This window comes from Actinoplanes sp. CA-131856, from assembly GCF_050956135.1.
GTDB lineage: Bacteria > Actinomycetota > Actinomycetes > Mycobacteriales > Micromonosporaceae > Actinoplanes.
On the sequence record NZ_CP191849.1, the window covers coordinates 8,758,423 to 8,783,140 of the forward strand.

Annotated in this window: 27 protein-coding genes; 14 read left to right on the forward strand and 13 right to left on the reverse strand. The window is 73.0% G+C overall.

Going from position 1 to position 24,718, the window contains the following annotated elements:
- Positions 1–3: 3 nt before the first annotated feature.
- Complete coding sequence (locus tag ACQP2X_RS39985) at positions 4–510, reverse strand: winged helix-turn-helix domain-containing protein (protein ID WP_498690828.1); 507 nt, start codon at positions 508–510, stop codon at positions 4–6.
- Positions 511–594: 84 nt separating this feature from the next.
- Positions 595–2,469 (reverse strand): molybdopterin-dependent oxidoreductase, encoded by a 1,875-nt coding sequence (locus tag ACQP2X_RS39990; RefSeq protein WP_498690829.1) that lies wholly within the window; start codon positions 2,467–2,469, stop codon positions 595–597.
- A 208-nt stretch (positions 2,470–2,677) separates the two neighbouring features.
- Between ACQP2X_RS39990 and ACQP2X_RS39995 the strand changes: the two genes are divergently transcribed.
- Complete coding sequence (locus ACQP2X_RS39995) at positions 2,678–3,187, forward strand: flavin reductase family protein (protein ID WP_498690830.1); 510 nt, start codon at positions 2,678–2,680, stop codon at positions 3,185–3,187.
- Positions 3,188–3,208: 21 nt separating this feature from the next.
- Entirely contained in the window at positions 3,209–3,691 is a 483-nt protein-coding gene (locus tag ACQP2X_RS40000; protein WP_498690832.1) for an NADPH-dependent FMN reductase, read from the forward strand.
- Between the two features lie 217 nt (positions 3,692–3,908).
- Here ACQP2X_RS40000 and ACQP2X_RS40005 read toward each other — a convergent pair whose 3' ends face one another.
- Entirely contained in the window at positions 3,909–5,555 is a 1,647-nt protein-coding gene (locus ACQP2X_RS40005) for a S8 family serine peptidase (protein ID WP_498690833.1), read from the reverse strand.
- 171 nt (positions 5,556–5,726) lie between these two features.
- Between ACQP2X_RS40005 and ACQP2X_RS40010 the strand changes: the two genes are divergently transcribed.
- Complete coding sequence (locus ACQP2X_RS40010) at positions 5,727–5,849, forward strand: ribosomal protein bL36 (protein ID WP_127501833.1); 123 nt, start codon at positions 5,727–5,729, stop codon at positions 5,847–5,849.
- 129 nt (positions 5,850–5,978) lie between these two features.
- Here the strand turns inward: ACQP2X_RS40010 and ACQP2X_RS40015 are convergent, their stop codons facing one another.
- From ACQP2X_RS40015 to ACQP2X_RS40025, 3 genes are read right to left on the reverse strand one after another with little or no spacing between them, the layout of a single operon-like run.
- Positions 5,979–6,605 (reverse strand): response regulator transcription factor, encoded by a 627-nt coding sequence (locus tag ACQP2X_RS40015; RefSeq protein ID WP_498690834.1) that lies wholly within the window; start codon positions 6,603–6,605, stop codon positions 5,979–5,981.
- On the reverse strand, positions 6,602–7,747 hold the full coding sequence (locus tag ACQP2X_RS40020; RefSeq protein ID WP_498690835.1) for a sensor histidine kinase: 1,146 nt from the start codon (positions 7,745–7,747) through the stop codon (positions 6,602–6,604). The genes ACQP2X_RS40015 and ACQP2X_RS40020 overlap by 4 nt, the downstream gene beginning before the upstream one ends.
- A gap of 10 nt (positions 7,748–7,757) precedes the next feature.
- On the reverse strand, positions 7,758–8,657 hold the full coding sequence (locus ACQP2X_RS40025; RefSeq protein WP_498690836.1) for a hypothetical protein: 900 nt from the start codon (positions 8,655–8,657) through the stop codon (positions 7,758–7,760).
- 98 nt (positions 8,658–8,755) lie between these two features.
- Between ACQP2X_RS40025 and ACQP2X_RS40030 the strand changes: the two genes are divergently transcribed.
- The gene (locus ACQP2X_RS40030; RefSeq protein ID WP_498690838.1) at positions 8,756–10,099 is read left to right on the forward strand and encodes a hypothetical protein; all 1,344 of its coding nucleotides are present in this window, start codon (positions 8,756–8,758) and stop codon (positions 10,097–10,099) included.
- Here the strand turns inward: ACQP2X_RS40030 and ACQP2X_RS40035 are convergent.
- Positions 10,080–11,195, reverse strand: coding sequence for an XdhC family protein (locus ACQP2X_RS40035; protein ID WP_498690840.1), 1,116 nt, complete (start codon positions 11,193–11,195; stop codon positions 10,080–10,082). The two genes, ACQP2X_RS40030 and ACQP2X_RS40035, sit on opposite strands and share 20 nt — an antisense overlap.
- Positions 11,188–11,757, reverse strand: coding sequence for a nucleotidyltransferase family protein (locus ACQP2X_RS40040; protein ID WP_498690841.1), 570 nt, complete (start codon positions 11,755–11,757; stop codon positions 11,188–11,190). Before ACQP2X_RS40040 ends, ACQP2X_RS40035 begins: the two co-directional genes overlap by 8 nt.
- 121 nt (positions 11,758–11,878) lie before the next feature.
- Between ACQP2X_RS40040 and ACQP2X_RS40045 the strand changes: the two genes are divergently transcribed.
- Positions 11,879–12,946 (forward strand): RNA ligase RtcB family protein, encoded by a 1,068-nt coding sequence (locus ACQP2X_RS40045; RefSeq protein ID WP_498690842.1) that lies wholly within the window; start codon positions 11,879–11,881, stop codon positions 12,944–12,946.
- On the forward strand, positions 12,946–13,548 hold the full coding sequence (prfH, locus tag ACQP2X_RS40050; protein WP_498690843.1) for a peptide chain release factor H: 603 nt from the start codon (positions 12,946–12,948) through the stop codon (positions 13,546–13,548). Before ACQP2X_RS40045 ends, prfH begins: the two co-directional genes overlap by 1 nt.
- Before the next feature lie 61 nt (positions 13,549–13,609).
- On the opposite strand, the gene ACQP2X_RS40055 is transcribed toward prfH, so the two are convergent.
- Positions 13,610–14,494: a GlxA family transcriptional regulator gene (locus ACQP2X_RS40055; protein WP_498690844.1), complete on the reverse strand. Its 885-nt coding sequence runs from the start codon at positions 14,492–14,494 to the stop codon at positions 13,610–13,612.
- Between the two features lie 7 nt (positions 14,495–14,501).
- Positions 14,502–15,086, reverse strand: a complete 585-nt coding sequence (locus ACQP2X_RS40060) for an isochorismatase family protein (RefSeq protein WP_498690846.1) — start codon at positions 15,084–15,086, stop codon at positions 14,502–14,504.
- A gap of 116 nt (positions 15,087–15,202) precedes the next feature.
- On the opposite strand from ACQP2X_RS40060, the gene ACQP2X_RS40065 reads away from it, so the two are divergent.
- The 5 genes from ACQP2X_RS40065 to ACQP2X_RS40085 all read left to right on the forward strand — a co-directional run bounded on the left by ACQP2X_RS40065 (position 15,203) and on the right by ACQP2X_RS40085 (position 18,722).
- Complete coding sequence (locus tag ACQP2X_RS40065; protein WP_498690847.1) at positions 15,203–16,042, forward strand: LD-carboxypeptidase; 840 nt, start codon at positions 15,203–15,205, stop codon at positions 16,040–16,042.
- A gap of 62 nt (positions 16,043–16,104) precedes the next feature.
- Complete coding sequence (locus ACQP2X_RS40070) at positions 16,105–16,449, forward strand: YciI family protein (RefSeq protein ID WP_498690849.1); 345 nt, start codon at positions 16,105–16,107, stop codon at positions 16,447–16,449.
- The gene (locus ACQP2X_RS40075) at positions 16,446–17,693 is read left to right on the forward strand and encodes an RNA polymerase sigma factor (RefSeq protein WP_498690851.1); all 1,248 of its coding nucleotides are present in this window, start codon (positions 16,446–16,448) and stop codon (positions 17,691–17,693) included. Before ACQP2X_RS40070 ends, ACQP2X_RS40075 begins: the two co-directional genes overlap by 4 nt.
- Before the next feature lie 5 nt (positions 17,694–17,698).
- Positions 17,699–17,914: a hypothetical protein gene (locus ACQP2X_RS40080; RefSeq protein WP_498690853.1), complete on the forward strand. Its 216-nt coding sequence runs from the start codon at positions 17,699–17,701 to the stop codon at positions 17,912–17,914.
- 154 nt (positions 17,915–18,068) lie between these two features.
- Complete coding sequence (locus tag ACQP2X_RS40085; protein WP_498690855.1) at positions 18,069–18,722, forward strand: DUF6518 family protein; 654 nt, start codon at positions 18,069–18,071, stop codon at positions 18,720–18,722.
- 210 nt (positions 18,723–18,932) lie between these two features.
- Here the strand turns inward: ACQP2X_RS40085 and ACQP2X_RS40090 are convergent, their stop codons facing one another.
- The gene (locus tag ACQP2X_RS40090) at positions 18,933–20,111 is read right to left on the reverse strand and encodes an FAD-dependent monooxygenase (RefSeq protein ID WP_498690856.1); all 1,179 of its coding nucleotides are present in this window, start codon (positions 20,109–20,111) and stop codon (positions 18,933–18,935) included.
- Positions 20,112–20,226: 115 nt separating this feature from the next.
- On the opposite strand from ACQP2X_RS40090, the gene ACQP2X_RS40095 reads away from it, so the two are divergent.
- Positions 20,227–21,114 carry a TetR/AcrR family transcriptional regulator C-terminal domain-containing protein gene (locus ACQP2X_RS40095; RefSeq protein ID WP_498690857.1) on the forward strand — a complete coding sequence of 296 codons (888 nt, stop codon included), beginning with the start codon at positions 20,227–20,229 and terminating at the stop codon, positions 21,112–21,114.
- Here the strand turns inward: ACQP2X_RS40095 and ACQP2X_RS40100 are convergent.
- A complete protein-coding gene (locus tag ACQP2X_RS40100; RefSeq protein ID WP_498690859.1) occupies positions 21,080–21,937 on the reverse strand; it encodes a helix-turn-helix transcriptional regulator in 858 nt (285 codons plus the stop codon). The two genes, ACQP2X_RS40095 and ACQP2X_RS40100, sit on opposite strands and share 35 nt — an antisense overlap.
- A gap of 98 nt (positions 21,938–22,035) precedes the next feature.
- Here ACQP2X_RS40100 and ACQP2X_RS40105 point away from each other — a divergent pair, with 98 nt between their 5' ends.
- The gene (locus tag ACQP2X_RS40105; RefSeq protein ID WP_498690860.1) at positions 22,036–22,725 is read left to right on the forward strand and encodes an SDR family NAD(P)-dependent oxidoreductase; all 690 of its coding nucleotides are present in this window, start codon (positions 22,036–22,038) and stop codon (positions 22,723–22,725) included.
- On the opposite strand, the gene ACQP2X_RS40110 is transcribed toward ACQP2X_RS40105, so the two are convergent.
- A complete protein-coding gene (locus ACQP2X_RS40110; protein ID WP_498690862.1) occupies positions 22,718–23,608 on the reverse strand; it encodes an NADP-dependent oxidoreductase in 891 nt (296 codons plus the stop codon). The genes ACQP2X_RS40105 and ACQP2X_RS40110 overlap by 8 nt on opposite strands.
- Positions 23,609–23,680: 72 nt before the next feature.
- Here ACQP2X_RS40110 and ACQP2X_RS40115 point away from each other — a divergent pair, with 72 nt between their 5' ends.
- A complete protein-coding gene (locus tag ACQP2X_RS40115) occupies positions 23,681–24,709 on the forward strand; it encodes a class I SAM-dependent methyltransferase (RefSeq protein WP_498690864.1) in 1,029 nt (342 codons plus the stop codon).
- Positions 24,710–24,718: the final 9 nt, after the last annotated feature.

A 24,718-nucleotide genomic window follows, 5' to 3' on the forward strand; every position in this document is an offset into this window, starting at 1 on the left:
CGATCAGGAAGACACGACGACGACAGCGTCGTCGGCAAGACGGTAGCCGAGCCCGTAGACCGTGGTGACGACCTCGGGGTCGGACAGCTTGGTGCGCAGACGGCTGACGTGCACGTCGACCGTCCGGTTGGTGGTGTGGGTGTGACCCCACACCTGGGCCAGCAGCTGGCTGCGGCTGAACACCTGCCGCGGGTGGCGGGCCAGGAAGAGCAGCAGGTCGTACTCGAGGCGGCTCAGGTCGAGCGGCTGCCCGTCACGGGTGGCGGTGCGGGCTTTCGGGTCGAGGCGCAGCGCGGCGCCGCCGGCCGGCTCGACGGCCAGCTCGACCGCCGTGCCGGCCGCGTGGACCAGGTCGCGCAGCGCGGCCAGCACCCGGTCACGGCCGGCGCCCTCGCCCCCGGCGATGCTGATGGTCACCGTGACCGGAGGCTCGGTGATGTCGGGCACCGGTCGCAGGCGGGTGATGCGGGAGCGTGGCACGGCCGGGTGGGCGACGGCGAGCGCGGACATGTGGGTCCTCCTCGGGGGGTGCGGCCGGTAGGCCGCTCGAATAATACATTTCCTATCTGTTCGATAGGCTAGAACACGCGCAGATCACAGCGGCGGATCGTAGGCCCGGACCGGCGGCGGGGCACCGCCGAACCGGGAGATCAGGACCGAGGTCACCTGGCCGGTGCAGCCCTGGGCCAGCCGGGAGGTGCCGGCGTCCTCGGTGAGCGCGTTCGGGTTGCCGTGCACGCAGGTGGCGACCTCGGGCGCCGACGGGTCGAACCACGCGCCGGTCGACAGCTGGGCCACGCCGGGCCGGCAGTCGTCGCTGAGCGTCACGCCGGCCAGCACGCTGCCGCGCTCGTTGTGGATCCGCACCACGTCACCGTCGGCGATGCCCCGGGCGGCGGCGTCGGCCGGGTGCATCCGCACCGGCTCACGACCGGACCGCTTCGCGGCCTGCGAGAACCCGCCCATGTCGAGCTGGGAGTGCAGGCGCGTGGCGGGCTGATTGCAGATCAAGACCATTTCCCCGTACGCCGGTGAGCGCGGCCCGGGCTCGAAGACCGGGTATCCCGGGCATTCGGGATATCCGAACCCGGCCACTGTCGCCGAGTAGAGCTCGATGCGCCCGCTCGGCGTGTCCAGTGGCTCGCCCGCGCGGAACCCGGCGAACAGCACCGTGTCGTCGCGCCGCCCCGGCAGCTCCATCTCCCCGGCGGCCCAGAACTCGTCGAACGGCATTTTCGGCTCGGCACGCCATCGCCCGTACAAATGACGCAGCCACTCCTCGCTGGAGCGCCCCTGGGTGAAGGCCTCGCCGTAGCCGAGCCGCCCGGCCAGGGCGGCGAAGATGTCGTACTCGTTGCGGGCCGACCCGTAGGGCTCCGCGACCGCCCGCATGGCGATCACGTGGGTGTCGCCGTGGCTGACCCCGAAGTCGTCGCGCTCGAGGGTGGTGGTGACCGGCAGCACGATGTCGGCGTGCCGCGCGGTCGCCGTCCAGAACGGCTCCTGCACGATCACCGTCTCGGGCCGCTGGAACGCGCGCCGCAGCCGGGCCAGGTCTTGATGATGGTGGAACGGGTTGCCGCCGGCCCAGTAGACGAGCTTGACGTCCGGATAGGTGTGGTGGCCGCCGTCGTACTCGAACTCCTCGCCCGGCCGCAGCAGCAGGTCGGAGATCTTGGCGACCGGGATGAAGTCGGTGACCGGGTTCGGCACCCGCGGGAAGCTGGGCAGGCCGTAAGGGAGCCGGCCGCCACCGGTGTTGCCCGTCGAGCCGTACCCGTGACCGAAGCCCCCACCCGGCAAGCCGATCTGGCCGAGCACCGCGGCCAGCGCGAGACCGGCCCAGATCGGCTGCTCGCCCGACGGCGCCCGCTGGAGCGACCAGCTCACGGTGATGAAGGTGCGGCCGGCCGCCATCCGCCGGGCCAGCCCTACGATCGCCTCCTCGGGCACGCCGCAGACGGCCGAGGCCCAGGCCGGCGTGCGCTCCCGCACCGACTCGAGGAACCGCCGGCCGCCGACCGTGAACCGGTCGAGGAAGGCGAGGTCGGCCCGGCCGTCGGCCGCGATCTGGTGGGCCAGGGCGAACATGAGCGCCACGTCGGTGCCGGGCTGGATCGCGAGCCACTCGCCCAGCTGGGACGGCGCGTGGTGGAACCGCCCGGCGCTGGCCCATCCGTAGGAGCCCGCGAAGATCGCGCTGTCACCCCACCGCTCACGGGTCTCCCGCAGCGCCTCGGCGACCAGGTCAAGAGCCAGATCCCAGGAGATTTCCTGGTACGAGTCGTAGCCGCGCCCGGCCGACCGCCGGCGCACCGACGGACGGGCCACCCGGGACCGGTGACGCTGGGCACCCTGGATGTTGCCGAGCAGGGGCGACGGGTCGGGATCACCGGGCCGCGGCGTGATCGAGCCGTCGGCCCCGACCCCGAAGGCACCCCAGTGCGAGCTGTTCGTTCCCGTTGCCACGGCACCACGATGCCACTGCCGTACGACAGGAACCGTGGGAGCGGACATGGACCAACCTTGCGGGCCACAAGGCCGCCATGTCAACCATACCCCCTAGGTTTACTAGGATATGGGAAGAGCATTGACATCCACGGGACCAGGGACGCACGGTGGGGTCATGCGTGTCCCCTATCTCAACCTGTGGACGCGACGTTCTTAGGAGACTCCCGTGACCGTCAGTTCGCTCGTGGACGCCGATCTCTTCCGGGCCCTGCTGCGCCGCCACGCCGCCGCCGTCGTGGTCATCACCGCTCCCGGCGCACCCGGTCAGTCCCCCGCCGGATTCACCGCCACCTCGTTCACCTCCGTCTCCCTCGACCCACCGCTGGTCTCGTTCTGCCTCGCGCACACCGCCTCGGCCTGGCCGGCCGTGGCGGCGTCGGGAGTGGTCGCCGTGCACGTGCTCACCCAGGAGCAGGAACACGTGGCCCGCACCTTCGCGACGAAGAACATCGACCGCTTCGCCACACACGGTTCATGGGAGCCCGGCCCGGGCGGGGTGCCCCTGCTCGACGGCGTGCTGGCCCGCATCGTCTGCCGTGTGGAACAGCGCGTCGAGGCCGGTGACCACACGATCGTGCTGGCCACCCCCGAGCACGGCTGGCATCACGAGGACAACGCCGCGGCTCCGCTCGTCTATCACGACGGCCGCTACACCCAGCTCGGCCGTGCCGCGTAACCATCCACCCCAAGGAGAATCATGAGTCGCATCGTCGTCGTGTCCGGAAACCCCCGCCCGGGCTCGCGCACCTCGGTGCTCGCCGGCGCCGTCGGCACCGCCCTGGCCGGCCGGGTCGCCACCGGTCGGGTGCCGGCCGTCATCGAGGTCGGCGCGCTGGGCGCGGGCCTGCTGACGCCCGGGGACGAGGCGACCGCGGCCGCCCTCGAGGCCATCAACGGGGCCGAGGTCCTGGTCGTCGCCACCCCGACCTACAAGGGCAGCTACACCGGCGTCCTCAAGGTCCTTCTGGACAACCTGCCGGCGCGGGCCCTGGCCGGCAAGCGGGCGGTGCCGGTGGTCACCGCCGGCGTGGCGCCGCAGGCCGCGGCGGCCGAGGCGCTGCTGCGGCAACTGCTCACCGAGCTCGGCGCGGACGTCGCGGCCGGCCTGCCGGTGGTCGAGTCCGACCTGCCGGAGACCGCCGCGATCGCCGAGAAATACGCGGCCGGCTTCGCCGCCTGAAGCGGCCGGGGCAACGGGCGCGTGAACGGGTGAAAGATTTTCAGCTTTTACCCAGCGTGGTCCTAGCTCCTTGAGAGGCAGGATACGTAACCTCATTATCGGTTCGGCCGAAGGCATCCGCCCCGCCCACGCCGGACCAGGCACCACACCGCACCTGGTCCCCCGTCCCGCTCGTCGATGCCGTGCCCCCGGTCGTCGAGCGGGACGGGCCGGCCGGTCAGGCGACCTCGATCGTGTAGGTGCGGATCACCCGGTTGCCCCAGCCGTCCGCGAAAGCCGCCGTGAAGGTTCCGGCGCCCGCGACCGCCGGCACTCCCTGGATGACACCGGTCGGCAGCAATGTCAGGCCCTCGGGCAGCGCGCCCGCGGTCACCGACCACGAGCCGGCTCGCTTGTCGGCCACGCTCAGCGCGGCCTCGAAATCGGCGCCGGCCACGGCCTGCGGCATGTCGACCGGGTTGATCACCGGCACGGTGTTGCGGATCGTCACGGCCAGGGTGCGCGTGACGGCGTACGGCACGAAATCGGTGAATTTGACAGTGACCTTCGGCGTGCCGGGAGCCGTCGGCGTGCCGGTGACGACGCCGGACGGCGAGAGCTTCACACCCACCGGCAGGCGGCCGGCCGTGACGGTCCACGTGCCCTTACGGCTCGCCGACAACGTGATCTTCGCGGGGCGGTGGGCCGCCACCACGATCCCGCTCGACTTGATGGCCGGCCGGGCCGGCGGCTTCGGGACGAAGAGCAGGCGGTTGGGTGAGCCGTGGGCGTCCTTGACCTTGTTCTTCGTCGAGTACGTGACCAGGTAGTTGCGGACCTGGGCCGGGCTCATCCCGGGGTTGGCGTCCAGCGCCAGCGCGGCCGCGCCCGCCACGTGCGGCGAGGCCATCGAGGTGCCGTCCATGACGGCCGAGGCCGTGTTGCTCCACGCGTACGACGAGCGGATGCCCACGCCCGGCGCGAACAGGTCGAGCGACGCGCCGAAGTTGGAGAAGCTTGCCCGGCGGTCCTTGCTGTCGGTGGCGCCCACGGTGATCGCGGCGGGCAGGCCGGCGGGGCTGGCGTTGGTGGCGTTGACGTCCTCGTTGCCGGCCGCGACCACGTACGTCACGCCCGCGTTGATGGACTTCTGGATGCTGGACTCCAGGGCCGGGCTGAAGGCGCCGCCCATGCTCATGTTGGCCACGGCCGGCTTGACCGCGTTGGCCGTGACCCAGTTGACGCCGGCGATGACCTGCGACAGCGAGCCCTCGCCCTCGCAGTCGAGGACCCGGACGGCGACCAGGCGCACCTTCTTGGCCACGCCGAAGCGGGTGCCGCCGATGGTGCCGGCCACGTGGGTGCCGTGCCCGTTGCAGTCGGCGGCGAAGGTGTCGCCGTCGACCGCGTCGTAGCCGTAGGTGGCCCGGCCGCCCGCGAACTCCGAGTGGGTGATCCGGATGCCGGTGTCGATGACGTACGCGTGCACGGCGCTGCCGTCGTCGGTCGGCGTGAACGACTTGGAGAGCTTGGTGGGCCGCTGGTCGATGCGGTCGAGACCCCAGCCGGGGTTGCGCTGGGTGCCCTCGACGCGCAGCAGGCGGTCCTGCTCGATGGTGCGGACCTCGGGATCGGCGGCGAGGCGGCGGGCCTGCTTCGCGCTCATCTCGGCCACGAAGACGCCGTCGCTGCCGGCCGCCATCGCCGCGACGTCGCCCTTGGGGGCGTTCTCGTCGAGCGTGACGATGTAGCGGCCGGGGATGGCGCCGGGCGCGCCGGCGCCGATGACCGGCCCCTCGGGAGCGGCGGCCAGGGCGGGTACGGCCGTGCCGGACACGGCGACGACGGCGGCGGTGACCAGGGTCCCGAAGGTTCGCTTGCGCATGCCGGTGCCATCGGCGCCCGGAACGGGCCACTTGAAGATCGGTGGACGTTCACTCCGCGACCGCAACCAGAGCAGCGGACCGGTCGGTCCGAAATCGGAAATAGACCGCCTCGCACCGGCGTTACTCTCATCGCGTCAGGTGAACCCCCGGCGCGGAAAGAGGGAGTTTCCATGAAGGTCCGCAACTCGCTGCGTTCGCTCAAGAGCAAGCCGGGCAGCGTCGTCACCCGTCGCCGCGGCCGCCAGGTCGTGATCAACAAGAAGAACCCGCGCTGGAACGGCCGCCAGGGCTGAGCGGCGCGCTGCGCGACAGGGTTGCGATGATCGTATAGCTTGACAGCGGCCGCGAGGCCGAGCAGAGCAGGGCCGGAGAACCGCCGCCACGGGTCTCCGGCCTTCTGTGTGTCCAGGGCCCGTCCTGGTCTAAGCCCGGTGCGCGGTCAGGGCCAGCCGTACGCGGTTGGGGCTGTTCGTCTTCGTCATCAGCGCCGTGATGTGGGTCTTCACGGTGGTCACGCCGATGTGCAGCCGCTCGGCGATCTCCGCGTTGGACAGACCCTCGCCGACCAGCCGCAACACGTCGCGCTCGCGCGCGGTCAGGCCCTCGACCGGGCGGCGGCGCTCGGTGCCGGCGCCGACCGCCCGCCGCACGAGGCGCCGCAGCACGTCCTGGCTGAACGGGCTGTCACCGGCCGCGACCCGCCTGATCCCGTCGAGCAACTCGGCCGGGGGCGCGTCCTTGAGCAGGAAGCCGGCCGCACCCGCGGTGAGCGCCGGGTAGAGGTGGTCGTCGTCGCCGAACGTGGTCAGCACCAGCACCCGGGTGGCGGGCCGGCCGGCCAGGATGCGGCTGGTGGCGCTGATCCCGTCGACACCGGGCATGCGCAGGTCCATCACCACGACGTCGGGCGCGAGCCGCTCGGCCAGGGTGATCGCCTCCCGGCCGTCACCGGCCTCACCCACCACCTCGAGGTCGCCCTCGGCGTCGCACAGCATCCGCAGCCCGGCCCGGATGAGCTGCTGGTCGTCCACGAGAAGCACCCGGATCACAGCGGCACCGCTCCCCCGGGCAGGACAGCCGACACCTGCCAGCCGGGGCCGGCGGGGCCGGCGGTCAGCTCACCGCCCAGCACCTCGACGCGCTCGCGCATGCCGGTCAGGCCGTGGCCGCCGCCGGGCGGGACGGGCGCGGGCGGCGCGCCGCCCTCGTCGGTGACCTGCCAGGACACGTTCTCCTCCTCGACGCTCACGCGCAGCCGGGCCACGGCGCTCGGGCCCGCGTGCTTGGCCACGTTGGTCAGAGCCTCCTGGGTCAGCCGGAGGACGGCCATCGCCCGTACGGCGTCCAGGCCGCTCACCGCCTTGTCGATGTCGGCCTCCACGGTCAGGCCGGTCATCCGGGCCCGGTCCACGGCCGCCCCGAGCGCGGCCGGCAGCGAGCCGGGCTCGATCGCCGTGAACGCCGCGTCACCCCGTACGGCCGAAGGGTCCCGAAGGACCGCGACCAGACGGCGCAGATCAGCCAGCGCGGTCGTGCCCGTGCCGTGGACGTCGTCGAGGACCGCGGCGATCCGGGGATCGAGGCCGGGCACGACATGACGGGCCACGCCGACCCGCAACACCATCGAGGCCACGTGGTGCGCCACGACGTCGTGCAGCTCCCGGGCGATCGCGCTCCGCTCGTCGGCCCGGTCGGCCCGCGCCTCCGACTCGCGGCGCCGCGCCTCCTCGGCCTCCCGGCGGCGCCGCTGCTCGCCCAGCTCGTGGCTGGTGCGCACGACCAGCCCGAGCAGCAACGGCAGGCCGACCGGGAGCAGCAGCTCGACCAGGCGCTCGCCGCCCAGCACCAGGTGGACCACGAGCACCAGCGCCGTGCCGGCCCAGTAGACGACCGGGCGCCCGGCCCAGGCCACCACCTCGGCCAGCATCCAGCTCGACCCGACCACGTTGATCGTCGGGTCGTCGACCAGCAGGAGCGCCACCACGAGCAGGCCGGTCTGCACCAGCAGGCTGACCAGCGGCCACCGGATCAGGGCCAGGATCAGGACGAAGGCGGCGAGCGCGAGGATCAGCTGCGGCGATGACGGCCGGGTGGGCTCGTTGAGGTACAGATAGCCGAGCCCGCTCAGGTCGAGCAGGACGAGACGCAGCCAGGCGTCCCGCCGGTCGAAGAGGCGCTCCACCCAGCCCATGGCGGCCAGCCTAGGCGCCGCGGCGGACGACCGCGGTGACGGCCGCCGCCGTTCCCACCACGACGATCCCGGCGGCGGCCAGCGTCAGGGCGTCCGGCTCCAGCAGCGGCTGGCCGCGGAGCGCCTGCCAGGTCACGATCAAGACCGTGAGGCCGTACGCCGTGGCCGCCACCACCAGCAGCCGCACGCGCGCGGAGGCCGCGAGCCGGGTGCGGCCGAGCAGGAAGGCCAGCAGGGGCAGCGCCTGGAGGCCGTGCATGCCGATGAAGTGGCCGACGCGCAGGTCGCCGCCGGTGGTGCTCCAGCCGGTCAGCGGGAGGCCGGGGCCGCCGTCGGGCACACCGACCGCGTGGGCGCCGCTGATGCCGGCGATGCCGGTGTCCATGGGCATCACCATGGGCACGGCGGCCAGGAAGCCCAGCAGGGCCAGGAGCAGGCCGAGGCGGATGCCGTAGGCGGCGACCCGGTCGGGGACGCGCTGCCGCAGGGCCACGACCGCGACCACGAGATGGGCCACGAACAGCACCATGATCGAGGCGCCCATGATCGACCAGAGGAGGCTGTCGAAGGGGTTCGTGTCGTTGTAGTGGCTGCGGTGGCCGCGGGCGGCCTGGAAGGTGATGATCGCGACCTCGATCACCGAGACGGCGACGATCAGGGCGCACGACCACTCGGCCAGGCGGCTGCGGCGCGGCAGCACCGAGAGGATCCAGGCCAGCGTGAAGCCGTACACCGCGAAGCTGACGGCGAACTTGAACGGCTTGAGCCAGACGTTCGCGCCGAGCAGGGTCCGGTCGTCGACGGCGAGGCCGGCCACGGTGACGAGGACCAGCACGGCCATCGCGGCGGTGAGCGCCAGCAGCGGCCGGTTCCATCCCCGTGGGCCGGCGCGGAGCGTGGTGGTAGTCATGCTTCGCAGCGTCGCGTCGTTCGACCGGCGTCTCTTCCTGCCGCGGGCCCGGACGGTGGCCCCGGGTCGGAGGCGGCCTCCTACCGGGGTAGGAGAGGATGTCGCCCGTGATCACGTTCCCGGCCGACGCCTCCGGCCGTCCCAGCAGCTCGGCCTTCGGGCGTTCGGTGGTCGCGGACGCCCTGCGCGCCGTCTCCCCGGGGGCCGCCGAGGCGGCCGCCGCCGAGTCCGATTGGCGGCGCGGCTACCTGCGGCACTTCCGGCAGCTGATCGCGGCCGGCGGCAGCGGCTACGAGGTCGCCGAGGCCGGGCTCGCCTCGGTGCGCGAGCGGATGCCGGTGCCGATCGGCGCGCCCGGGCGACCACTGGAGACGGTGACGGTCGAGGGCGGGGAGAAGCCGTCGCGCGAGGTCACTTTGCCGTACGGCGGAGAGCTGCTCCGCGGCTCCACACTCGACCGGCAGCTCGACAAGTGGGTGGAGTCGGGCGTCATCGAGGAGTCCTGCGCCACCGCGGTGCGGGCCGTGGCCGAGAACCCGGACTGGCTCGACCTGAGCGACCAGCAGCTGGTCGTGCTGGGCGCGGGCGCCGAGATGGGCCCGCTGCCGGCGGTGCTCGAATGGGGCGCCACGGTCATCGGGGTCGACCTGCCCCGCGTCGAGGAGCGGATCTCCGCGCTGGCCGCCCGGTCGGCCGGGCGGCTCATCGTGCCCCGGGGTGTCGACCTGCTGGAGGACGCCGGCTCGCTGGCGCACTGGCTGGCCGAGCGGCCGGGCGGGCGCCTGACGCTGGGCAACTACGTCTACGCGCCCGGAGCCGCGTACACCAAGCTCTCGGTGACCGTGGACGCGCTGGCGGCGTACCTCACGAAGGTCCGCGACGACGTCGCCCTGGCCTTCCTGGCCACGCCGACCGACGTCTTCGCGGTGCCACCGTCGGCGGTCGAGCAGTCGGCCCGGCGCTTCCGGGAGCGGTCGCGGGCGGCCCGGGTGGCCGGCGCCCTCTCCGGTGGGCGGCTGTTGCAGCCCAACTACGCCGACGGCGCCGAGCCGGGCATCAACGACAGCCTCGTCCCGCAGCAGGGCCCCAACTACGCGCTGGCCAAGCGCATCCAGCGCTGGCGGGCCACGCTGGCCCGGCGTGACGGCGCGGTCAGCTTCTCGGTGGCGCCCCCGGCTCGCACGAAATCGGTCGTCTCCAACCGGATCCTGGCCGCCGCCTACGCCGGCGCGCACCTGTTCGACGTCGAGGTCTTCGAGCCGGAGACCGCGAACCGCCTGATGGCCGTGCTGATGGTCCACCAGCTGCGCAATCCCCGGCCGGCCGCCGCCGAGGCCTGGCGCGACGAGGCGGCCGGGGCGGCGCACGGCGGGCTGTGGCGCACGGCCTATCACCCGCGGACGGCGCTGGGGCTGGCCGCGATCAGGGGTTTTCGGGGATGAGACCGTGAATGCGCCCGGCCGTGGTGGTGAGCCGGGCGCCCGAACCGCCCCAGCGCAGGGCCACGATCTCGGCCGCGATGCTCACCGCGGTCTCCTCGGGGGTGCGCGCGCCCAGGTCGAGCCCGACCGGTGAGGCCAGGCGGGCCACCTCGTCGCCCGTCAGCCCGGTCTCCTCGAGGCGTTTGAGCCGGTCGTCGTGGGTGCGGCGGGAGCCCATGGCGCCCACGTAGGCCACCGGCAGCCGCAGCGCGACCTCCAGCACCGGCACGTCGAACTTCGGGTCGTGGGTCAGCACACAGAGGACGGTGCGCTCGTCGACCCGCCCGGCCGAGGCCTCGGCCGCAAGGTAGCGGTGGGGCCAGTCGACGACGACCTCGTCGGCCGACGGGAAACGCTTATTGGTGGCGAAGACCGAGCGCGCGTCGCACACCGTCACGTGATAGCCGAGGAACGACCCGATGCGCGCGGTCGCGGCCGCGTGGTCGGTGGCGCCGAAGACCAGCATGCGGGCCGGCGGCGCGAACGAGCCGACCAGCACCGACAGGCCCTCGCCGCGGCGCTCGCCGCTGGGGCCGTAGTGCAGCATGCCGGTGCGGCCGGCGGCCAGCAGGCCGCGCCCGTCGTCGGTGGCGGCGTCGTCGATCCGGTCGCCGCCGAGCGTCCCGGTCCGCCCCTCGGGGGTGATGAGCAGATGCCGGGCCCTCGTCTCGTCCAGGCGGGTGAGCAGGGCGACGGGCTCGTTGGCGGCGACCTTCGCGGCCAGCGACGGCAGCCACGCCGAGTCGCGGTCGACCCGCTCGATGAGCAGCTCGATGGTGCCGCCGCAGGTCAGGCCGACCTCGAAGGCGTCGTCGTCGCTCACCCCGTACCGGACCGTGCGGGCCTCGCCCGTCTCGGCCACCTCACGGCAGATCTCGTAGACCGCGCCCTCGACGCAGCCACCGGACACGCTGCCGGCGACCGTGCCGTCCGGGCCGACGGCCATGGCCGCGCCCGGCTGACGGGGCGCGCTCGACCAGGTGGCGGTCACGGTGGCCAGGCCGACCGGCTCGCCCGCCTGGAACCAGCGGAGCAGGGGGTCCAGAACGTCACGCATGGGGATTCAACTCCGGAACGTCGAGGTCGAGATCATCGGCTACGTCTCCCACCGCGACCACCCGGACGAGCTCGGCGTGGGCCCGCAGATAGTCACGCGCCCCCGAGTCGCCGGTGGCGGTCGCCGCCACACCGGCCCAGTGCTTCCGGCCGAGCAGCACCGGATGTCCACGCCGTCCTTCATACCCACCCATGACGAGCGCATCCGCGCCGGCGGCCGCGCTGACCCGGCGTACCGCTTCCGCCGTCACTCCCGGCATGTCGACCAGCAGCACGACGGCGCTGTCGGCATCTGTCGTCTCCAGGGCGGCCAATCCGGCCCGGAGTGACGAGGCCAGCCCGCTCTCCCAATCCGCGTTGATCACCACGCCGGGCAGGTCGGGCGCGGTCGCCTGGACAAGCTCGGCCTGCGCACCGAGGACGACCACGATGGGAGACAGCGCCGCCTCGCGCAGGGTGTCGACCGCGCGCTCCACGAGAAGCTTCCCGGGATAACGCACCAGCGCCTTGGGCATGCCGTAACGCCGTCCCGCCCCCGCCGCGAGCACCAACCCGGCCGTCATCCCTGAAGCCTAATAAATCAGTTGGCAGATGGCCCGTTCCCAGGAACAGTTATCGCCATGACGTACTGACGAAGCATCGACGCCTCCCCTCTTCACCCTTTCTCTCGAAAGAGCGTCTGTTTTGTCAGCGAGCGTTTCTGTCTTCGCGTCTCCGTCCAGCTGGATCGAGTCCGCCGCCGTCGACCAGTGCCACCAGGTGGCCGCCCTCGACGGCATGCTCCACGTGGCCGGCATGCCTGATCTGCACCCCGGCAAGGGCGCTCCGATCGGCGCCGCCATGCTCTCCACGGTTCTCTATCCGTTCCTGGTCGGCTCCGACATCGGCTGTGGCATCGCGGTCTTCCCGATCCGGCTCAAGCGCCCCGTTCCCGAGAAGCTGGCCCGGCGGTTCCCCGACCTCGACCGTTCCCCCGAGATCGACGATCTCGCTTGGTCGTACGTCGGGACGAGCGTCCCGGCCGGCCACACCGACCACCTCGGCACGGTCGGGCGCGGCAACCACTTCGTCGAGCTGGCCCGCGTCGACACCGTGCACGCGGACCGGCCCCGCCTGGAGCGCGGCGACCTGGTCCTGATCGTCCACAGTGGCTCCCGTGGCCTCGGCGAGCGGATCCTGCGCGCGCACACCGAGGTGCACGGCGCCGGCCCGGCGGCCGACCCGGAGGCCTATCTGGCCGCCCACGACGACGCGGTGCGCTGGGGATCGCTCAACCGGCGCCTGATGGCCGCCCGCGTCGCCCTCGCCCTCGGCGCCACCCCCGAGGAGCCGATCGTCGACGAGTGCCACAACTCGGTCGAGGTCCGCGACGGCGCCTATCTGCACCGCAAGGGCGCGGCCCGGGGCGACGGCCGCGACGTGCTGGTCGCCGGCACCCGCGGCACGCCATCCTATCTGGTGGCCGGGCACGCCGGTCCCGAGGCCAACTACTCGGTGGCGCACGGCGCCGGCCGCAAGATGTCCCGCTCCGACGCCCTGCGCCGGGGCAAGGCCAAGCACACGGTAGAGGAGCTGCGCCGGACGCCGCTCGGCTCGATCGTCGTCTGCGGCGACCGTCAGCTCCTGTTCGAGGAGGCCCCGACCGCGTACAAGCGCATCGAGCAGGTCGTCGGCGACCTGACCGCGCACCACCTGGCCACCCCGGCCGCGGTCACCGTCCCGCTGGTCACCTACAAGACGGTGGCCCGCTGATGACCGTGCACCTGATGCTGTCGGCGGGCCGGGGGCCGGTCGAGTGCTCGTGGGCCGTGGCCCGCCTGCTCCAGCGCTTGGAGGCCGACGCCGGACGCCACGGCGTGCGCTGCGCGCGTGTCTCGGCGGTCCCGGGCGACCGCCCGGGCACGCTGCGGTCGGCGGTGGTGAAGCTGACCGGCGACGACGACTTCGCCGCCTCCTGGACCGGCACGTTGTGCTGGCAGGGCCCGAGCCCGTACCGGTCGACGGGCCGCAAGAACTGGTATGTCATCGCCCAGCCGTGCGAGCTGGGGGCGCCGGAGACGCCGTTCTCGGAGGACGACGTCGACATCGTCGCCGTCCGCACCGGCGGCCCGGGCGGCCAGCACCGCAACAAGGCGAGCACGGCCGTCCGGGCCACCCACCGCCCCACCGGCCTGGTGGTCGTGGCCGACACCGAGCGTCAGTTCTCCCTCAACCGGGCCGTCGCCCTGCGCCGCCTGCGCGCCCGCCTCCAGGAGGGCGACGAGTCCGCCGCCCGGGCCGCCGAGACGTCACGCTGGCAGATCCACGACGACCTGGTGCGGGGCAATCCCGTTCGGACGGAACGGGCTCGCTGACACCACCGGCGACAGCGCCGCCCGGGCCGGGTGGAAGCTGCGGGTCGTCATCGACGGGCGGTCAGCCGGCGCGGGCGCGTAGGCGGCGCAGCATGCGGGCGTCGCCGAAGCCGACGGCGCGGGCGGCGGCCTCGACCGTCGTGCCGTGCCCGATCAGATATTCGGCGCGCTCGACGCGCAGCTGCTGCTGATAGCGCAGCGGGGTCCGGCCGGTCGCGGCCTCGAAGAGGCGGGTCAGCGTGCGCTCGCTCACCCCGGCCCCCGAGGCCAGGTCGGACAGGGGCAGGGGTGCGGTGAACGACGCGTCGATGCGGTCCTGCACGCGGTGCACGACGTCGCTGAGGTGGCCGCGGTGGCGCAGCATGGCCGACGCCTGCCGCTCGTCGCCGTTGCGCCGGGCGTAGACGACCATCTCGCGGGCCACCCGGGCCGCCACGGCCGGGCCGTGCCGCTGGGCGACCAGGTGCAGGGCCAGGTCGATGCCGCTGGCGATGCCGGCCGAGGTGACCACTCGGCCGTCGCTGACGTAGAGCACGTCGCGGACCACCGTGGCCCGCGGATGCCGGCGGGCCAGGGTCTCCTGGAGATCGTGGTGGGTGGTGCAGCGCCGGCCGTCGAGCAGTCCGGCCAGCCCGAGCGCGGACGCCCCCGAGCAGACGCTCGCGACCGTGCCGCCGGCCTCGTGATGGGCCGCCACCCGGGCCAGCAGGGCCGGACCGGGCGGGTCGAAGCCGTCCCGCCAGCCCGGCACCAGCACCAGGTCGTCCGCGGACAGCGCCGGCCACTCGACGGCGGCCTCCAGGGAGACGCCCTGCCAGGTGGGAACGGAGGCGGACGCGGCCACGTAGTGCAGCGAGTAGCCCGGCGCCGTCCGGAAGACCTGCGCCGGGCCCGCGAGATCGAGCAGATGCAACTGCGGCGTCAGGACGAAGACGACGCGCTGCACGATCCGGTCACTCCCCCAGATAGTCGGCGACCGTACGGACGGTGGCGAACCGCCCGGCGAGCGCGTACTCGGTGCGGGCCACGACGTCCGCCGCCGCCAGCGTACGCGGGTCGGCCAGCAGCTCCTCGACGGTCTGGTCGGCCGGTGCCGTCCAGTGCGGGATCGGGAAGGTGCCGGTGGCGTCGGTGAGATAGGTGACCTCGTATCCGAAGTCGGAGGCGACCCGGGCCGTCGTCTCCACGCACTGCTCGGTGCGCAGACCGGTCACCGCCACCGAGGTCACGCCGGCCGCCGTCAGCAATTGCTGGAGGTTGGTCGTGGTGAAGGCGTTGTGCGAGGTCTTGGTCACGACGGTCTCGTCCTTGGCCGGCTCGAGCTCGGCCATCAGCCGGACGTGCCCGTTCTCCGGATCGAAGAGCCCGCCGCTGCCCGGCTCGGCGTGCAGCACCCACACGACCTTGTCGCCGGCCGCCCGCGCCGCCTCGACCAGCCGCCGCACGTTGCCGATGAGCGCGGGATTGTTCAGCGTCGCCCACAGCGGCCGCTGCCGGAACGATTCCTGCACGTCGATTACCAGAAGCGCGTTCGTCATACCTCGATGATTCGCTCGCACCGGGCCCGGCCGTAAGGCACGTTCCCGCCCGACCCCGGAATGATCCGGTCACTCGGCCCAGCCCGCCCGGTCGCGCCGGGCGCGATAATGCCCTCGTGGCGCTTGCATACAACGAGGTCGATGTGGTCCGGCCGCCCCGGCTGCGGGCCGGGGACGAGGTGCGCCTGGTCGCGCCCGGTGGTGCTGTCGTCCGCGCGGACGCCGAGGCGGCGCGGGCCCGGCTCGAAGCCCTGGACCTGCGGGTCACCCTGGGCGCGTACACGTTCCAGGAGAGCGAGACCAACCGGGCCGAGGACATCAACCGGGCACTGCGCGACCCCGGGGTGCGGGCGCTCGTGGCCGTGCGCGGCGGGCGGCAGGAGCACCGGCTCGTCACCCGGCTCGACTTCAACACGGCCGCCGCCCATCCGAAGCTGTTCATCGCCGGCGCGGACGCCACGATCGTGCACCTGGCCCTGTGGGAGCGGGCCGGCCAGGCCGGGCTGCGCGGCGATCCGGCCGGCGCGTTCAGCGTCGAGCCGGTCACGCTGGTGGCCGACCCCAAGGCGCCGACCGGCGAGCTGACCACCGCCGGGCGGGCCCGGGGCGTGCTTCTCGGCGGCGACCAGGACCAGGTGGCGGCGGCCGCCGGGTGGATGCTGCCGAGCATGAGCGGGGCCATCCTGCTGCTCGAAGGGGACGGCCTGCGGGCCGGGCACATCGACCGGCAGCTGACCATGCTGCGCAACGCGGGCCGGCTCGACGGGCTGCGCGGTGTGGCCGTCGGCCGGTACACCGACTGCGGCCCGGGTGTGCTGGACGTCCTGCACGACCGGTGCGGTGCTCTGGGCGTACCCCTGCTCGGGGGTCTGAATCTCGAAGATCTGCCCCTCGGGACCATGGCCGAGCTGGACGCGGAGGACGGAACCCTGACCGTGGACGCGGCGGTGTCGTGAGGTTGTCGATTTCGCGGGAACCCCGTTCGTCGGGGTGGTGAGGACAAGCGAAAGGAACCGACATGGCGAAGTACACGCTGCTCATCTACGGCGACCCGGTGCGGTGGGAGGCGATGACCCCGGAGCAGTGGAAGGACCACGACCGGGCCCACGAGGAGTTCCGGGCCGCCGCCGGGCGCCGGGTGGTCGGCGGCGAGCAACTGGAGTTCGGGGGCTCCGCGACCACCTTGCGCGAGCCGGGCGTGACGACCGACGGGCCGTACGCGGAGACCAAGGAGATCCTCGGCGGTTTCTACCTGCTCGAAGCCGGCGACCTCGACGAGGTCCTGAAACTGGCGGCGATGCTGCCCGAGGTGCGTGACGCGCACAGCGCGGTCGAGATCCGCCCGGTGGTCGAGCACGGATGACCGACATCGGTGCCGCCCTCGCCGAGGCGCACCGCCGCGACTGGGCCCAGGTCCTGGCCACCACCGTGCGGGTGACCCGGGACCTGGACCTGGCCGAGGAGTGCACTCAGGAGGCGTACGCCCAGGCTCTGCGGACCTGGCCCTCCTCAGGCGTTCCCGATCGGCCCGGTGCGTGGCTCACCCAGGTGGCCCGTCACCGCGCCCTGGACGTGATGCGCCGCGAGGCCGCCCTCCGGCGCCGGCTCCCCCAGCTCGTGCTCGACGCGCCGGCCGCTCCCGGCCCTCTCCAGCTGATCTTCACGTGCTGCCATCCGGCGCTCTCCCGTGACGCGCAGGTCGCGCTGACCGCCCGCCTGGTCTGCGGCCTGTCCACGGCCGAGATCGCCCGCGCCTTCCTGGTGCCTGAGCCGACCATGGCGGCCCGCCTCACCCGGGCCAAGAAGAAGATCGCCACGGCCCGCATCCCGTACCGGGTCCCGGCCGACGACCAGCTGGCCGAACGCCTGGGCCCGGTCCTCGACGTCATCCACCTGCTCTTCACGACCGGGCACACCGCGCCCGCCGGGCCGTCGCTGATCCGCCACGACCTGGTGACCGGCGCCATCGACCTGGCGCGCACCCTGCGCCTGCTCATGCCCCGCACCCCCGAGGTCGGCGCGCTGCTGGCCCTGCTGCTGCTCACCGACGCCCGGACCCCGGCCCGGATCGCCCCCGACGGCCGCATGCTGCTGCTGGCCGAGCAGGACCGCACGCTCTGGGACCGGGGCCGCATCGCCGAGGGCACGGCGCTGCTGACCGACGCCCTGCGCCGTCATCCGCCGACCCGGTACGCGGTCGAGGCGGCCATCGCGGCCGTCCACGCCGAGGCGCCGGCGTGGGCCGACACCGACTGGACGGAGATCGTCGGCCTGTACGACGTGTTGGTGCGCCTCTGCCCGGACTCACCGGTCGTCGCGCTCAACCGGGCCGTCGCGCTCGGCTTCCGCGATGGCCCAGCCGCGGGCCTGGCCGCGACCGAGCCGCTGCTGTCCATGCCCTCTTTGGCGACATATCCGTATCTGAGCGCCGCGCGCGCCGCCTTCTTGCGCCGCCTGGGACGCCGGGCCGAGGCCGAGGCCGCCTATCAGGAGGCGCTCGCGCTCACCGGCAACGAGGTCGAGAGAGGTTTCTTGTCTCAGCAAACTGGCAAGCCGGCCGATAGTTGGGGTACAAATAATTGGCGTGGCAACGATAGGAGGGCGTGAGGGGCATGGCGAGCAACAGGGTGAAGAAGTGGTTCCACGACACGTTCGACGACTGGTGGTTCCGCTCGATCATCGGTCCCGCACAGACCCGCAACGCCGTGCAGGGGTGCGACGAGGGTGCGCGCGAGCAGTGGAAGCGCGACCTGGAGAACCGCAAGCGTTACACGCGAGAGCAGCGCGAACGGAAGCGCCTCGAGCGTGAGGCGGCGCAGCGCTCCTGAGGATCTCGCGGAGATCCTCCAGAATGTCGGCATGCCATCACCGCCTGCACCGCACAGCGACCGGGCCGAGACCAGCGGGGTTGATACCAGTCGGGCTGATACCGGTCGGGCTGATACCAGTCGGGCCGATACCGGCCGGGCTGGGCTGCCGGTCGTGGCGGCGCTCGGGATCGCGGTGGCGGCCGGGCTGGCGGTCGGTGGCCTGACGCTGGGCGGGCAGGCGCTTCCCGGCTACGTCACCCGCAACGTCACCGACGCGGCCGCCGCCCGGGCCGTCGGCGACGTGATAGCCCAGCTGAGCAATTCCGGCGCCACCTGGTCGGCCATCGCCTTCCTAGTCGTGGCGTTCCTGCCGCTGGACCGGTGGTGGGCCGCCCTGGGAGGTTTCCTGACCCTGGCCGGCGCCACGGTCGGCTACTACGCCGCCGCCACGGTCTTCCTGCACGACGACCTCAGCTCGAGCGCCCTGCGCGGCCCGCTCGTGTGGGCCGCGATCGCGGTGGTCGCCGGCCCGATCTTCGGTTCGGCCGCCGCCGTGTGGCGCCGGGGAGCCCCTCGTCACCGGCCGTGGGCCTTGGCTGTGCCCGGGGCCGTGTTCATAGCCGAGGGCATATACGACGCGGCGGTCCTGCACTACTGGGCCGACAGCGCCGTAGCCATCGTCATCGGCCTGCTGCTCGTCACCGGGTTGGCCCGCACCGCCACCGAGCGCCGGGCCGCCCTGATCCGCTTGACCCCCGCGGTCGCGGTGATCGGCACCGCCTTCGCCGCGGCAGTCGCGCTCGCCGCACTGGGATTCGCCGCCTGACTACTGCGGGCGCCCATCGATCACCGAGCCCCTCCACCGCCTCGCCCCGGTGATCGACGCCGCCTCGGGCGCCCTGGAGGTTTGGCGCCTGATCACTGCGGTTGTCCACAGAACGACGGTTGTCCACAGGGCATCCGCGCGCTCTTGCGTTTTGCGTCAGACTGGAGCGGGACGGGGGCCCCAGGGAGGGCGGGGGCTGGCCTGCGCTGGTCAGCGCGCCACGAACTCGTAACTTCTCAGCGTGATGGCGTCGGCCTTTCCGAACTGTTTGGCCAGCATCTCACGCATGGGCCAGCGCGACATCGACCGCATCGACGCGGCCCTCGCCCGGATCATGAGGCGGCTTCTCGGGGCGAAGCCGTGCATGCCGCCCGGCGGCAACTGCATCCCGGAGGCCACATAAGACGACATTTCCCTTTGGTACGCCTGGAAGGCCACCTCCGGGTCCCCCTGCGCGGCGAGTTCTCCCGCCAGGACGTACGCGCCCACGATGCTCATGCTGGTGCCCAAGCCGGCCAGCGGGGAGCCGCAATATCCGGCGTCGCCGAGCAACACCACCCGGCCCCGGTGCCAACGGTCGACGTGCACCTGGTCGACCGAGTCGAAGTAGAAGTCCTCAGCCCGGGGCATGGCGGCCAGCAGCGCCGGCACCTTCCAGCCGGCGCCGGCCAGGTTGCGCGCGATCAGGTCGCGCTGCTCGTCGCGGCCCAACCGGCCGTACCGGGTCCTGGACAGGAAGTTCAGGGACGCCATGGCCCGGCCCTCCCTGGTCGGGCGGACCAGGGCCACCCGGCCGCCGGGCGCGTTGTACATGTGGGCCCAGTGGTCGAGGTCGTCGGGCGCGGGCACGGTGAACAGGGCGCCGTAGCCGCCGAGCGGCCGGACGAACTGCGACTCGGGGCCGAACGTCAGGGCCCGCACCCCGGAGTGGACGCCGTCCGCGCCGACGACCACGTCGTACTTCGCGCTGCCCCCGCTGCGGAACGTCGCCCGGCCGTCGGGGGTCAGCTCGGTGATCCGGTCGCCGAAGCGGTAGTCGGCCATGGTCGCCGTGGCCTCGACGAGGATCCGGGACAGATCGCCCCGGGAGATCTCGATCTCGGCCACGATGCCCTCGCCGCCGAACATGTGGGCCGGCATCTCGGCGAGCCGTCGCCCGCGAGCGTCGACCAGGGCGATGCCGCGCTCGTCGACCTGGCTCGCTTGGATGGCCGGCGTCAAGCCCATGTCCGCGACCACGCCGCGGGCCACGCCCCGGATGTCGACCGCCTGGCCGCCGGGCCGCAACCCGGGCGCCTTTTCGACGATCGTGACGTCGGCTCCGGCCCGGTGCAGCCAGAACGCCAGGGCCGGTCCGGCGATGCCGGCACCCGAGATCAAGACGCGCATGTCCCCGCTCCTCTGCGTACGATGTACGTTGTGTACTAGGCCGAGCGTAGGAAGCCGCCCGCGACGTCGGCAACGTGTACTAGTACGGCGGCGGGACGAGGCGGGAGGTGTACTAGTGCATCCGTACCGGAGGATCGTCGAGGACGTACGCCGGCGGATCGAGTCGGGCGAGCTGCAGCCGGGCGACCGCGTGCCGTCGGCCCGGGCCATCACCCAGGAGTGGGGCGTCGCGATCGCCACGGCGACCAGGGCGCACGCGGCCCTGCGCGAGGAGGGCCTGACCGTGGCCCGGCCCGGCGTGGGCACCGTGGTCGCGGGGCCGGCGCCGCGTCAGGAGCATGAGCTGACCCGGGAGCGGATCGTCGCCACCGCCGTCGACGTGGCCGACCGGCTCGGCCTGGCCGAGCTGACCATGCGCCGGCTCGCCGCCGAGCTCGGCGCGGCCACGATGTCGCTCTACCGCTACGTGCCCAGCCGCGACGAGCTGATCGTCGCGATGATCGACAAGGCGCTGGGCGAGATCCGCCTGCCCCGGCGGCATCCCGGCGGCTGGCGCCCGGCCCTCGAGCTGGCCGCCCGCCAGGAGTGGGCGGTCTTCCAGCGCCACCCCTGGCTCGGCTCCTCGATGTCGATCACCCGGCCCCAGCTCGCCCCGAACGGCATCCGGCTCAGCGAGTGGGTGCTCGCCTCCTTCGACGACACCGGCCTCACCCTCGAGGAGCGCATGTACGCGCAGATCGTGCTCTTCACCTTCGTCCGCGGCGTGGCCAGCGCTCTCGAACCGGAGGCGGAGGCGATCCGCGAGACCGGCCTGACCAACGAGCAGTGGATGCGGACCCAGGAGACCACCCTGACCGACCTGATGGACACCAACCGGATGAGCCACTTCCAGCAGCTCACCGAGGAGGGCTTCGACTTCGGCCTCGACCTGGTCTTCGAGTTCGGCCTGGCCCGCCTGCTCGACGGGCTCAGCCTCTTCGTGCAGGCACGGGGACGGGGCTGATCGCGGCCAGCCGCAGCTTCGTCTCGTCCTCGCTGCCCGGCGCCGCCGTGAGGATCACGATCTTCAGTTCGGCGTCGCCGTCGGTCAGGGTGTCGCAGTCGACGGTGATCGGCCCCACCGACGGGTGCTCGACCACCTTGCGGTCCTCGCGGTGGGCGCCGACCGCGCCGGCCGTCCACAGCGCGGCGAACTGCTCGTTGCCCTCACGCAGCTCACGCACGAGCGCGGCCAGCCGCCGGTCCCGCGGGAAGCGCCCGGTGGCCCGCCGCAGATCGGAGACGATCGCGGCCCTGGTGCCGCCGGGATCCTGGGTGACGACCGGCCACCGGGACAGAGCCGGGCCGTGGGTGGCGCCGATCGGGAAGTTGTCGCGGGCGAAGTTGCGCAGCCGTGGCGGCGCGGCCGACGGGTCGCCCAGCAGGGCGGACCAGCTGCTGTTCCACCACAGCAGTTGCCAGTCGGCCGCGAAGACGGCGGCGGCCGCGTCGCCGAGGCGGGCCACGACGCGCTGCACGCCGGGCGGGATGTGGTCGGCGATCTGATCGTCGGCCGGCGGCGTGAGGCGAGCCAGCCGGAACAGGTGGTCGCGCTCGGCCGAGCTGAGCTGGAGGGCGCGGGCCAGCGCGGCCGTGACCTGCGCCGACGGCGTGGTGGCCCGGCTCTGCTCCAGCCGCACCACGTAGTCGACCGAGACTCCGGCCAGCTCGGCCAGCTCCTCCCGGCGCAGCCCGGCGGCCCGGCGCCCGTGCCGCGCCGGCAGGCCGGCGGCGGCCGGTGACAGCCGCTCCCGCCAGCCCCGGATCGTCGTTCCCAGAGCCGTCATGAGCACCATTGTTCCGCGGTCGGCGATGCGGTCGGCACCGCGAAGGTGGTACTGGCTTTCTCTGGAAGCGCTCCCCCGTCGGGCGAACCATCGACGGCATGACGATCACCTTCATCACCGGGGCCAACAAGGGCCTCGGCTACGAAACCGCCCGCCGCCTCATCGCCCTCGGCCACACCGTCGTCCTCGGGGCGCGCAACCCGGCACTCGGCGCCGCCGCGGCGGAGACCCTGGGCGCCCGGTTCGTGCCCATCGACGTCACCGACGACGCCTCGGTGGCCGCCGCGGCCGCCGACGTCGAACGCCACGAGGGCGTCGTCGACGTGCTCATCAACAACGCGGGCGTGCACGGCCCACTCGGCGACCCGAGCGGGCTCACCGGCGCCGAGGTGCTCGACGTGCTGAACGTCAACGTCGCCGGCGTGGTCCGGGCGACCACCGCCTTCCTGCCGCTGCTGCGCCGCTCGTCCGACCCGGTCATCGTCAACGTCAGCAGCGGGATGGGATCCCTCGAGCTCACCAACGACCCGGCCCGGCCCGAATCGCACGTCGTCGCCCCCGCCTACACCTCGTCCAAGGCCGCCCTGACGATGTTGACGAATCAATACGCCAAAGGCCTTCCGGGCGTACGGGTCAACGCGGCCGATCCGGGCTACACGGCCACCGACTTCAACGGCCACTCCGGGCCGCAGACGGTCACCGAGGGTACGGACGCGGTGGTCGCCCTGGCCACGGAAGGTCCCGGGCACGGTTCCGGCCGCTTCGTCGACCGGCACGACCTCACGTGAGCAGCACCACCTTTCCGCCGCTGTGCCGTGACTCGACGGCGGCGTGCGCCTCGGCGACGCGGTCGAGCGCGAACGGGCGTACCTCAATCGCGATCTTGCCCTGGGCCGCCAGGCCGATCACCTCGGCCAGGCGCTCCGGGTCGCGGCCGGCACGGACCACGCGGGCGCCCACCTCGGCCGCGGCCTTGTCGTCGGCGATCGTCCCGATGCGGTCGAGCGGGACGCCCAGCTCGGCCGACTGCGCGATCGCCTCACCACCGGCGGTGTCCAGCGCGACCGTCGGCGGCTTCCCCAGGGCACGGACGGCTTCGACCAGACCGGGCCCGTACGCCACGGGAAGCGCACCGATCCGCCGCAGCCGCTCGTGGTTGGCCGGGCCGGCCGTGCCGATCACGGTCGCCCCGGCCAGCCGGGCCAGCTGGGTGGCCACCGTGCCGACGCTGCCCGAGGCGCCGTGCACGAGCAGCACGTCGCCGGGGCCGACACCCAGCTCCAGCAGCGCCCCGCTGGCCGTCTGCGACGCCGCGACCAGGGCGGCCGCGGTGGCGAAGTCCAGATTGGGCGGCTTCGGCACGACGTCGGTGGCCGGCACGACCACGTACTCGGCGGCGCCGTTCAACATCGTGGAACCGAGCACCGCGTCCCCCGCCGAGAAGCCCTCTCCGGCCTGATCGATCTCACCGGCGTACTCCTGCCCGATGGTCTGTGGAAACGAGATCTTGGCCCAGGGCATCTGCCCGCGGCGGACCGCCACGTCGAACGGTTGCACCCCGGCCGCGCGCACCCGCACCCGGACCTGCCCCGGGCCCGGCACCGGATCGGGCAGGTCGGCGATGCGGAGAACCGACGGCGGACCGAACTGATCAAACACGGCTGCTCTCATGAGACGACTCTGCAAGCTCAACGCACGTTGAAGTCAAGGGCGCCGCACTTCACATCGGTGACGGTGTGACGCATGACTTTCAGCGAGAGATTTCTCAACGCCCTGATCGGCGCGGCCGAGCTGTTCACCGTCGAGCTGGGCCGGGAGCTGGGCCTGTACGCGGCGATCCGGGAACGGCCACTGACCGCCGGTGAGCTGGCCAAGGCCACCAACATCGACGAGAGGTACGCCCGCGAATGGCTCGAACAGCAGGCCGCGGCCGGTCTGCTGACCGTCGAGGACGACGCGTTCGCGCTGGCCCCCGGCCTCGACGCGGTGCTGCTCGACGAGGGCAGCCCCGACTATCTGGGCACGGCCGGGGAGTTCGCGCTCGGCCTGGCCCTGCTCACCCCGCGGGTCACCGAGGCCTTCAGGACCGGCGAGGGCATTCCGTACGCCGACTACGGCCGGCACATCCGGCATGGCATCGCCGCCTTCAACCGCCCCATGTTCGACCACCTCCTGACGACCTCGTGGCTGCCCGCGGTCCCGTCGATCGAGCACCGCCTGCGCTCGGCGGCCGGCGCGCACGTGCTCGACCTGGGCTGCGGGGCCGGGCACTCGTCGATCGCGCTGGCCCTCGCCTATCCCACCGTCACGGTGCGGGGCGTCGACCTCGACGAGGCGTCGATCGCCGAGGCCCGCGACGCGGCGGCCCGGGCCGGCGTGGCCGACCGGGTCAGCTTCACGCTGGGCGACGCGGGTGAGGCGACCGGCTCGTACGACCTGGTGACCATCTTCGAGGCCCTGCACGACATGGGCGACCCGGTCGGCGTGCTGCGACGGGCCCGGGCGCTGCTGACCCCGGACGGCAGCGTCCTGATCGGCGACGAACGGGTGGCCGACGAGTTCACCGCCCCGGCCGGCGAGATCGAGCGGTTGCAGTACGCCTTCAGCGTCCTGCACTGTCTGCCGGCCACCCGGGCCGAGCGGCCGGTGCTGGCCAACGGGACGATCCTGCGCGCGCCGACGTTGCTGGGGTGGGCGCGCGAGGCCGGCTATGAGAACCCGCGCGTGCTGGACATCGACAATGATTTCTGGCGCTTCTACGAGCTGCGCTGAGGCAGCGGC

What these genes read in the sequence shown, in the direction of transcription:
- ACQP2X_RS39985 (WP_498690828.1), bottom strand. Translation starts at nt 510, where the DNA reads ATGTCCGCGCTCGCCGTCGCCCACCCGGCCGTGCCACGCTCCCGCATC.
- ACQP2X_RS40000 (WP_498690832.1), top strand. Translation starts at nt 3,209, where the DNA reads ATGAGTCGCATCGTCGTCGTGTCCGGAAACCCCCGCCCGGGCTCGCGC.
- ACQP2X_RS40005 (WP_498690833.1), bottom strand. Translation starts at nt 5,555, where the DNA reads ATGCGCAAGCGAACCTTCGGGACCCTGGTCACCGCCGCCGTCGTCGCC.
- ACQP2X_RS40010 (WP_127501833.1), top strand. Translation starts at nt 5,727, where the DNA reads ATGAAGGTCCGCAACTCGCTGCGTTCGCTCAAGAGCAAGCCGGGCAGC.
- ACQP2X_RS40020 (WP_498690835.1), bottom strand. Translation starts at nt 7,747, where the DNA reads ATGGGCTGGGTGGAGCGCCTCTTCGACCGGCGGGACGCCTGGCTGCGT.
- ACQP2X_RS40025 (WP_498690836.1), bottom strand. Translation starts at nt 8,657, where the DNA reads ATGACTACCACCACGCTCCGCGCCGGCCCACGGGGATGGAACCGGCCG.
- ACQP2X_RS40030 (WP_498690838.1), top strand. Translation starts at nt 8,756, where the DNA reads ATGTCGCCCGTGATCACGTTCCCGGCCGACGCCTCCGGCCGTCCCAGC.
- ACQP2X_RS40035 (WP_498690840.1), bottom strand. Translation starts at nt 11,195, where the DNA reads ATGCGTGACGTTCTGGACCCCCTGCTCCGCTGGTTCCAGGCGGGCGAG.
- ACQP2X_RS40040 (WP_498690841.1), bottom strand. Translation starts at nt 11,757, where the DNA reads ATGACGGCCGGGTTGGTGCTCGCGGCGGGGGCGGGACGGCGTTACGGC.
- prfH (WP_498690843.1), top strand. Translation starts at nt 12,946, where the DNA reads ATGACCGTGCACCTGATGCTGTCGGCGGGCCGGGGGCCGGTCGAGTGC.
- ACQP2X_RS40060 (WP_498690846.1), bottom strand. Translation starts at nt 15,086, where the DNA reads ATGACGAACGCGCTTCTGGTAATCGACGTGCAGGAATCGTTCCGGCAG.
- ACQP2X_RS40070 (WP_498690849.1), top strand. Translation starts at nt 16,105, where the DNA reads ATGGCGAAGTACACGCTGCTCATCTACGGCGACCCGGTGCGGTGGGAG.
- ACQP2X_RS40075 (WP_498690851.1), top strand. Translation starts at nt 16,446, where the DNA reads ATGACCGACATCGGTGCCGCCCTCGCCGAGGCGCACCGCCGCGACTGG.
- ACQP2X_RS40080 (WP_498690853.1), top strand. Translation starts at nt 17,699, where the DNA reads ATGGCGAGCAACAGGGTGAAGAAGTGGTTCCACGACACGTTCGACGAC.
- ACQP2X_RS40090 (WP_498690856.1), bottom strand. Translation starts at nt 20,111, where the DNA reads ATGCGCGTCTTGATCTCGGGTGCCGGCATCGCCGGACCGGCCCTGGCG.
- ACQP2X_RS40100 (WP_498690859.1), bottom strand. Translation starts at nt 21,937, where the DNA reads ATGACGGCTCTGGGAACGACGATCCGGGGCTGGCGGGAGCGGCTGTCA.
- ACQP2X_RS40105 (WP_498690860.1), top strand. Translation starts at nt 22,036, where the DNA reads ATGACGATCACCTTCATCACCGGGGCCAACAAGGGCCTCGGCTACGAA.
- ACQP2X_RS40110 (WP_498690862.1), bottom strand. Translation starts at nt 23,608, where the DNA reads ATGAGAGCAGCCGTGTTTGATCAGTTCGGTCCGCCGTCGGTTCTCCGC.
- ACQP2X_RS40115 (WP_498690864.1), top strand. Translation starts at nt 23,681, where the DNA reads ATGACTTTCAGCGAGAGATTTCTCAACGCCCTGATCGGCGCGGCCGAG.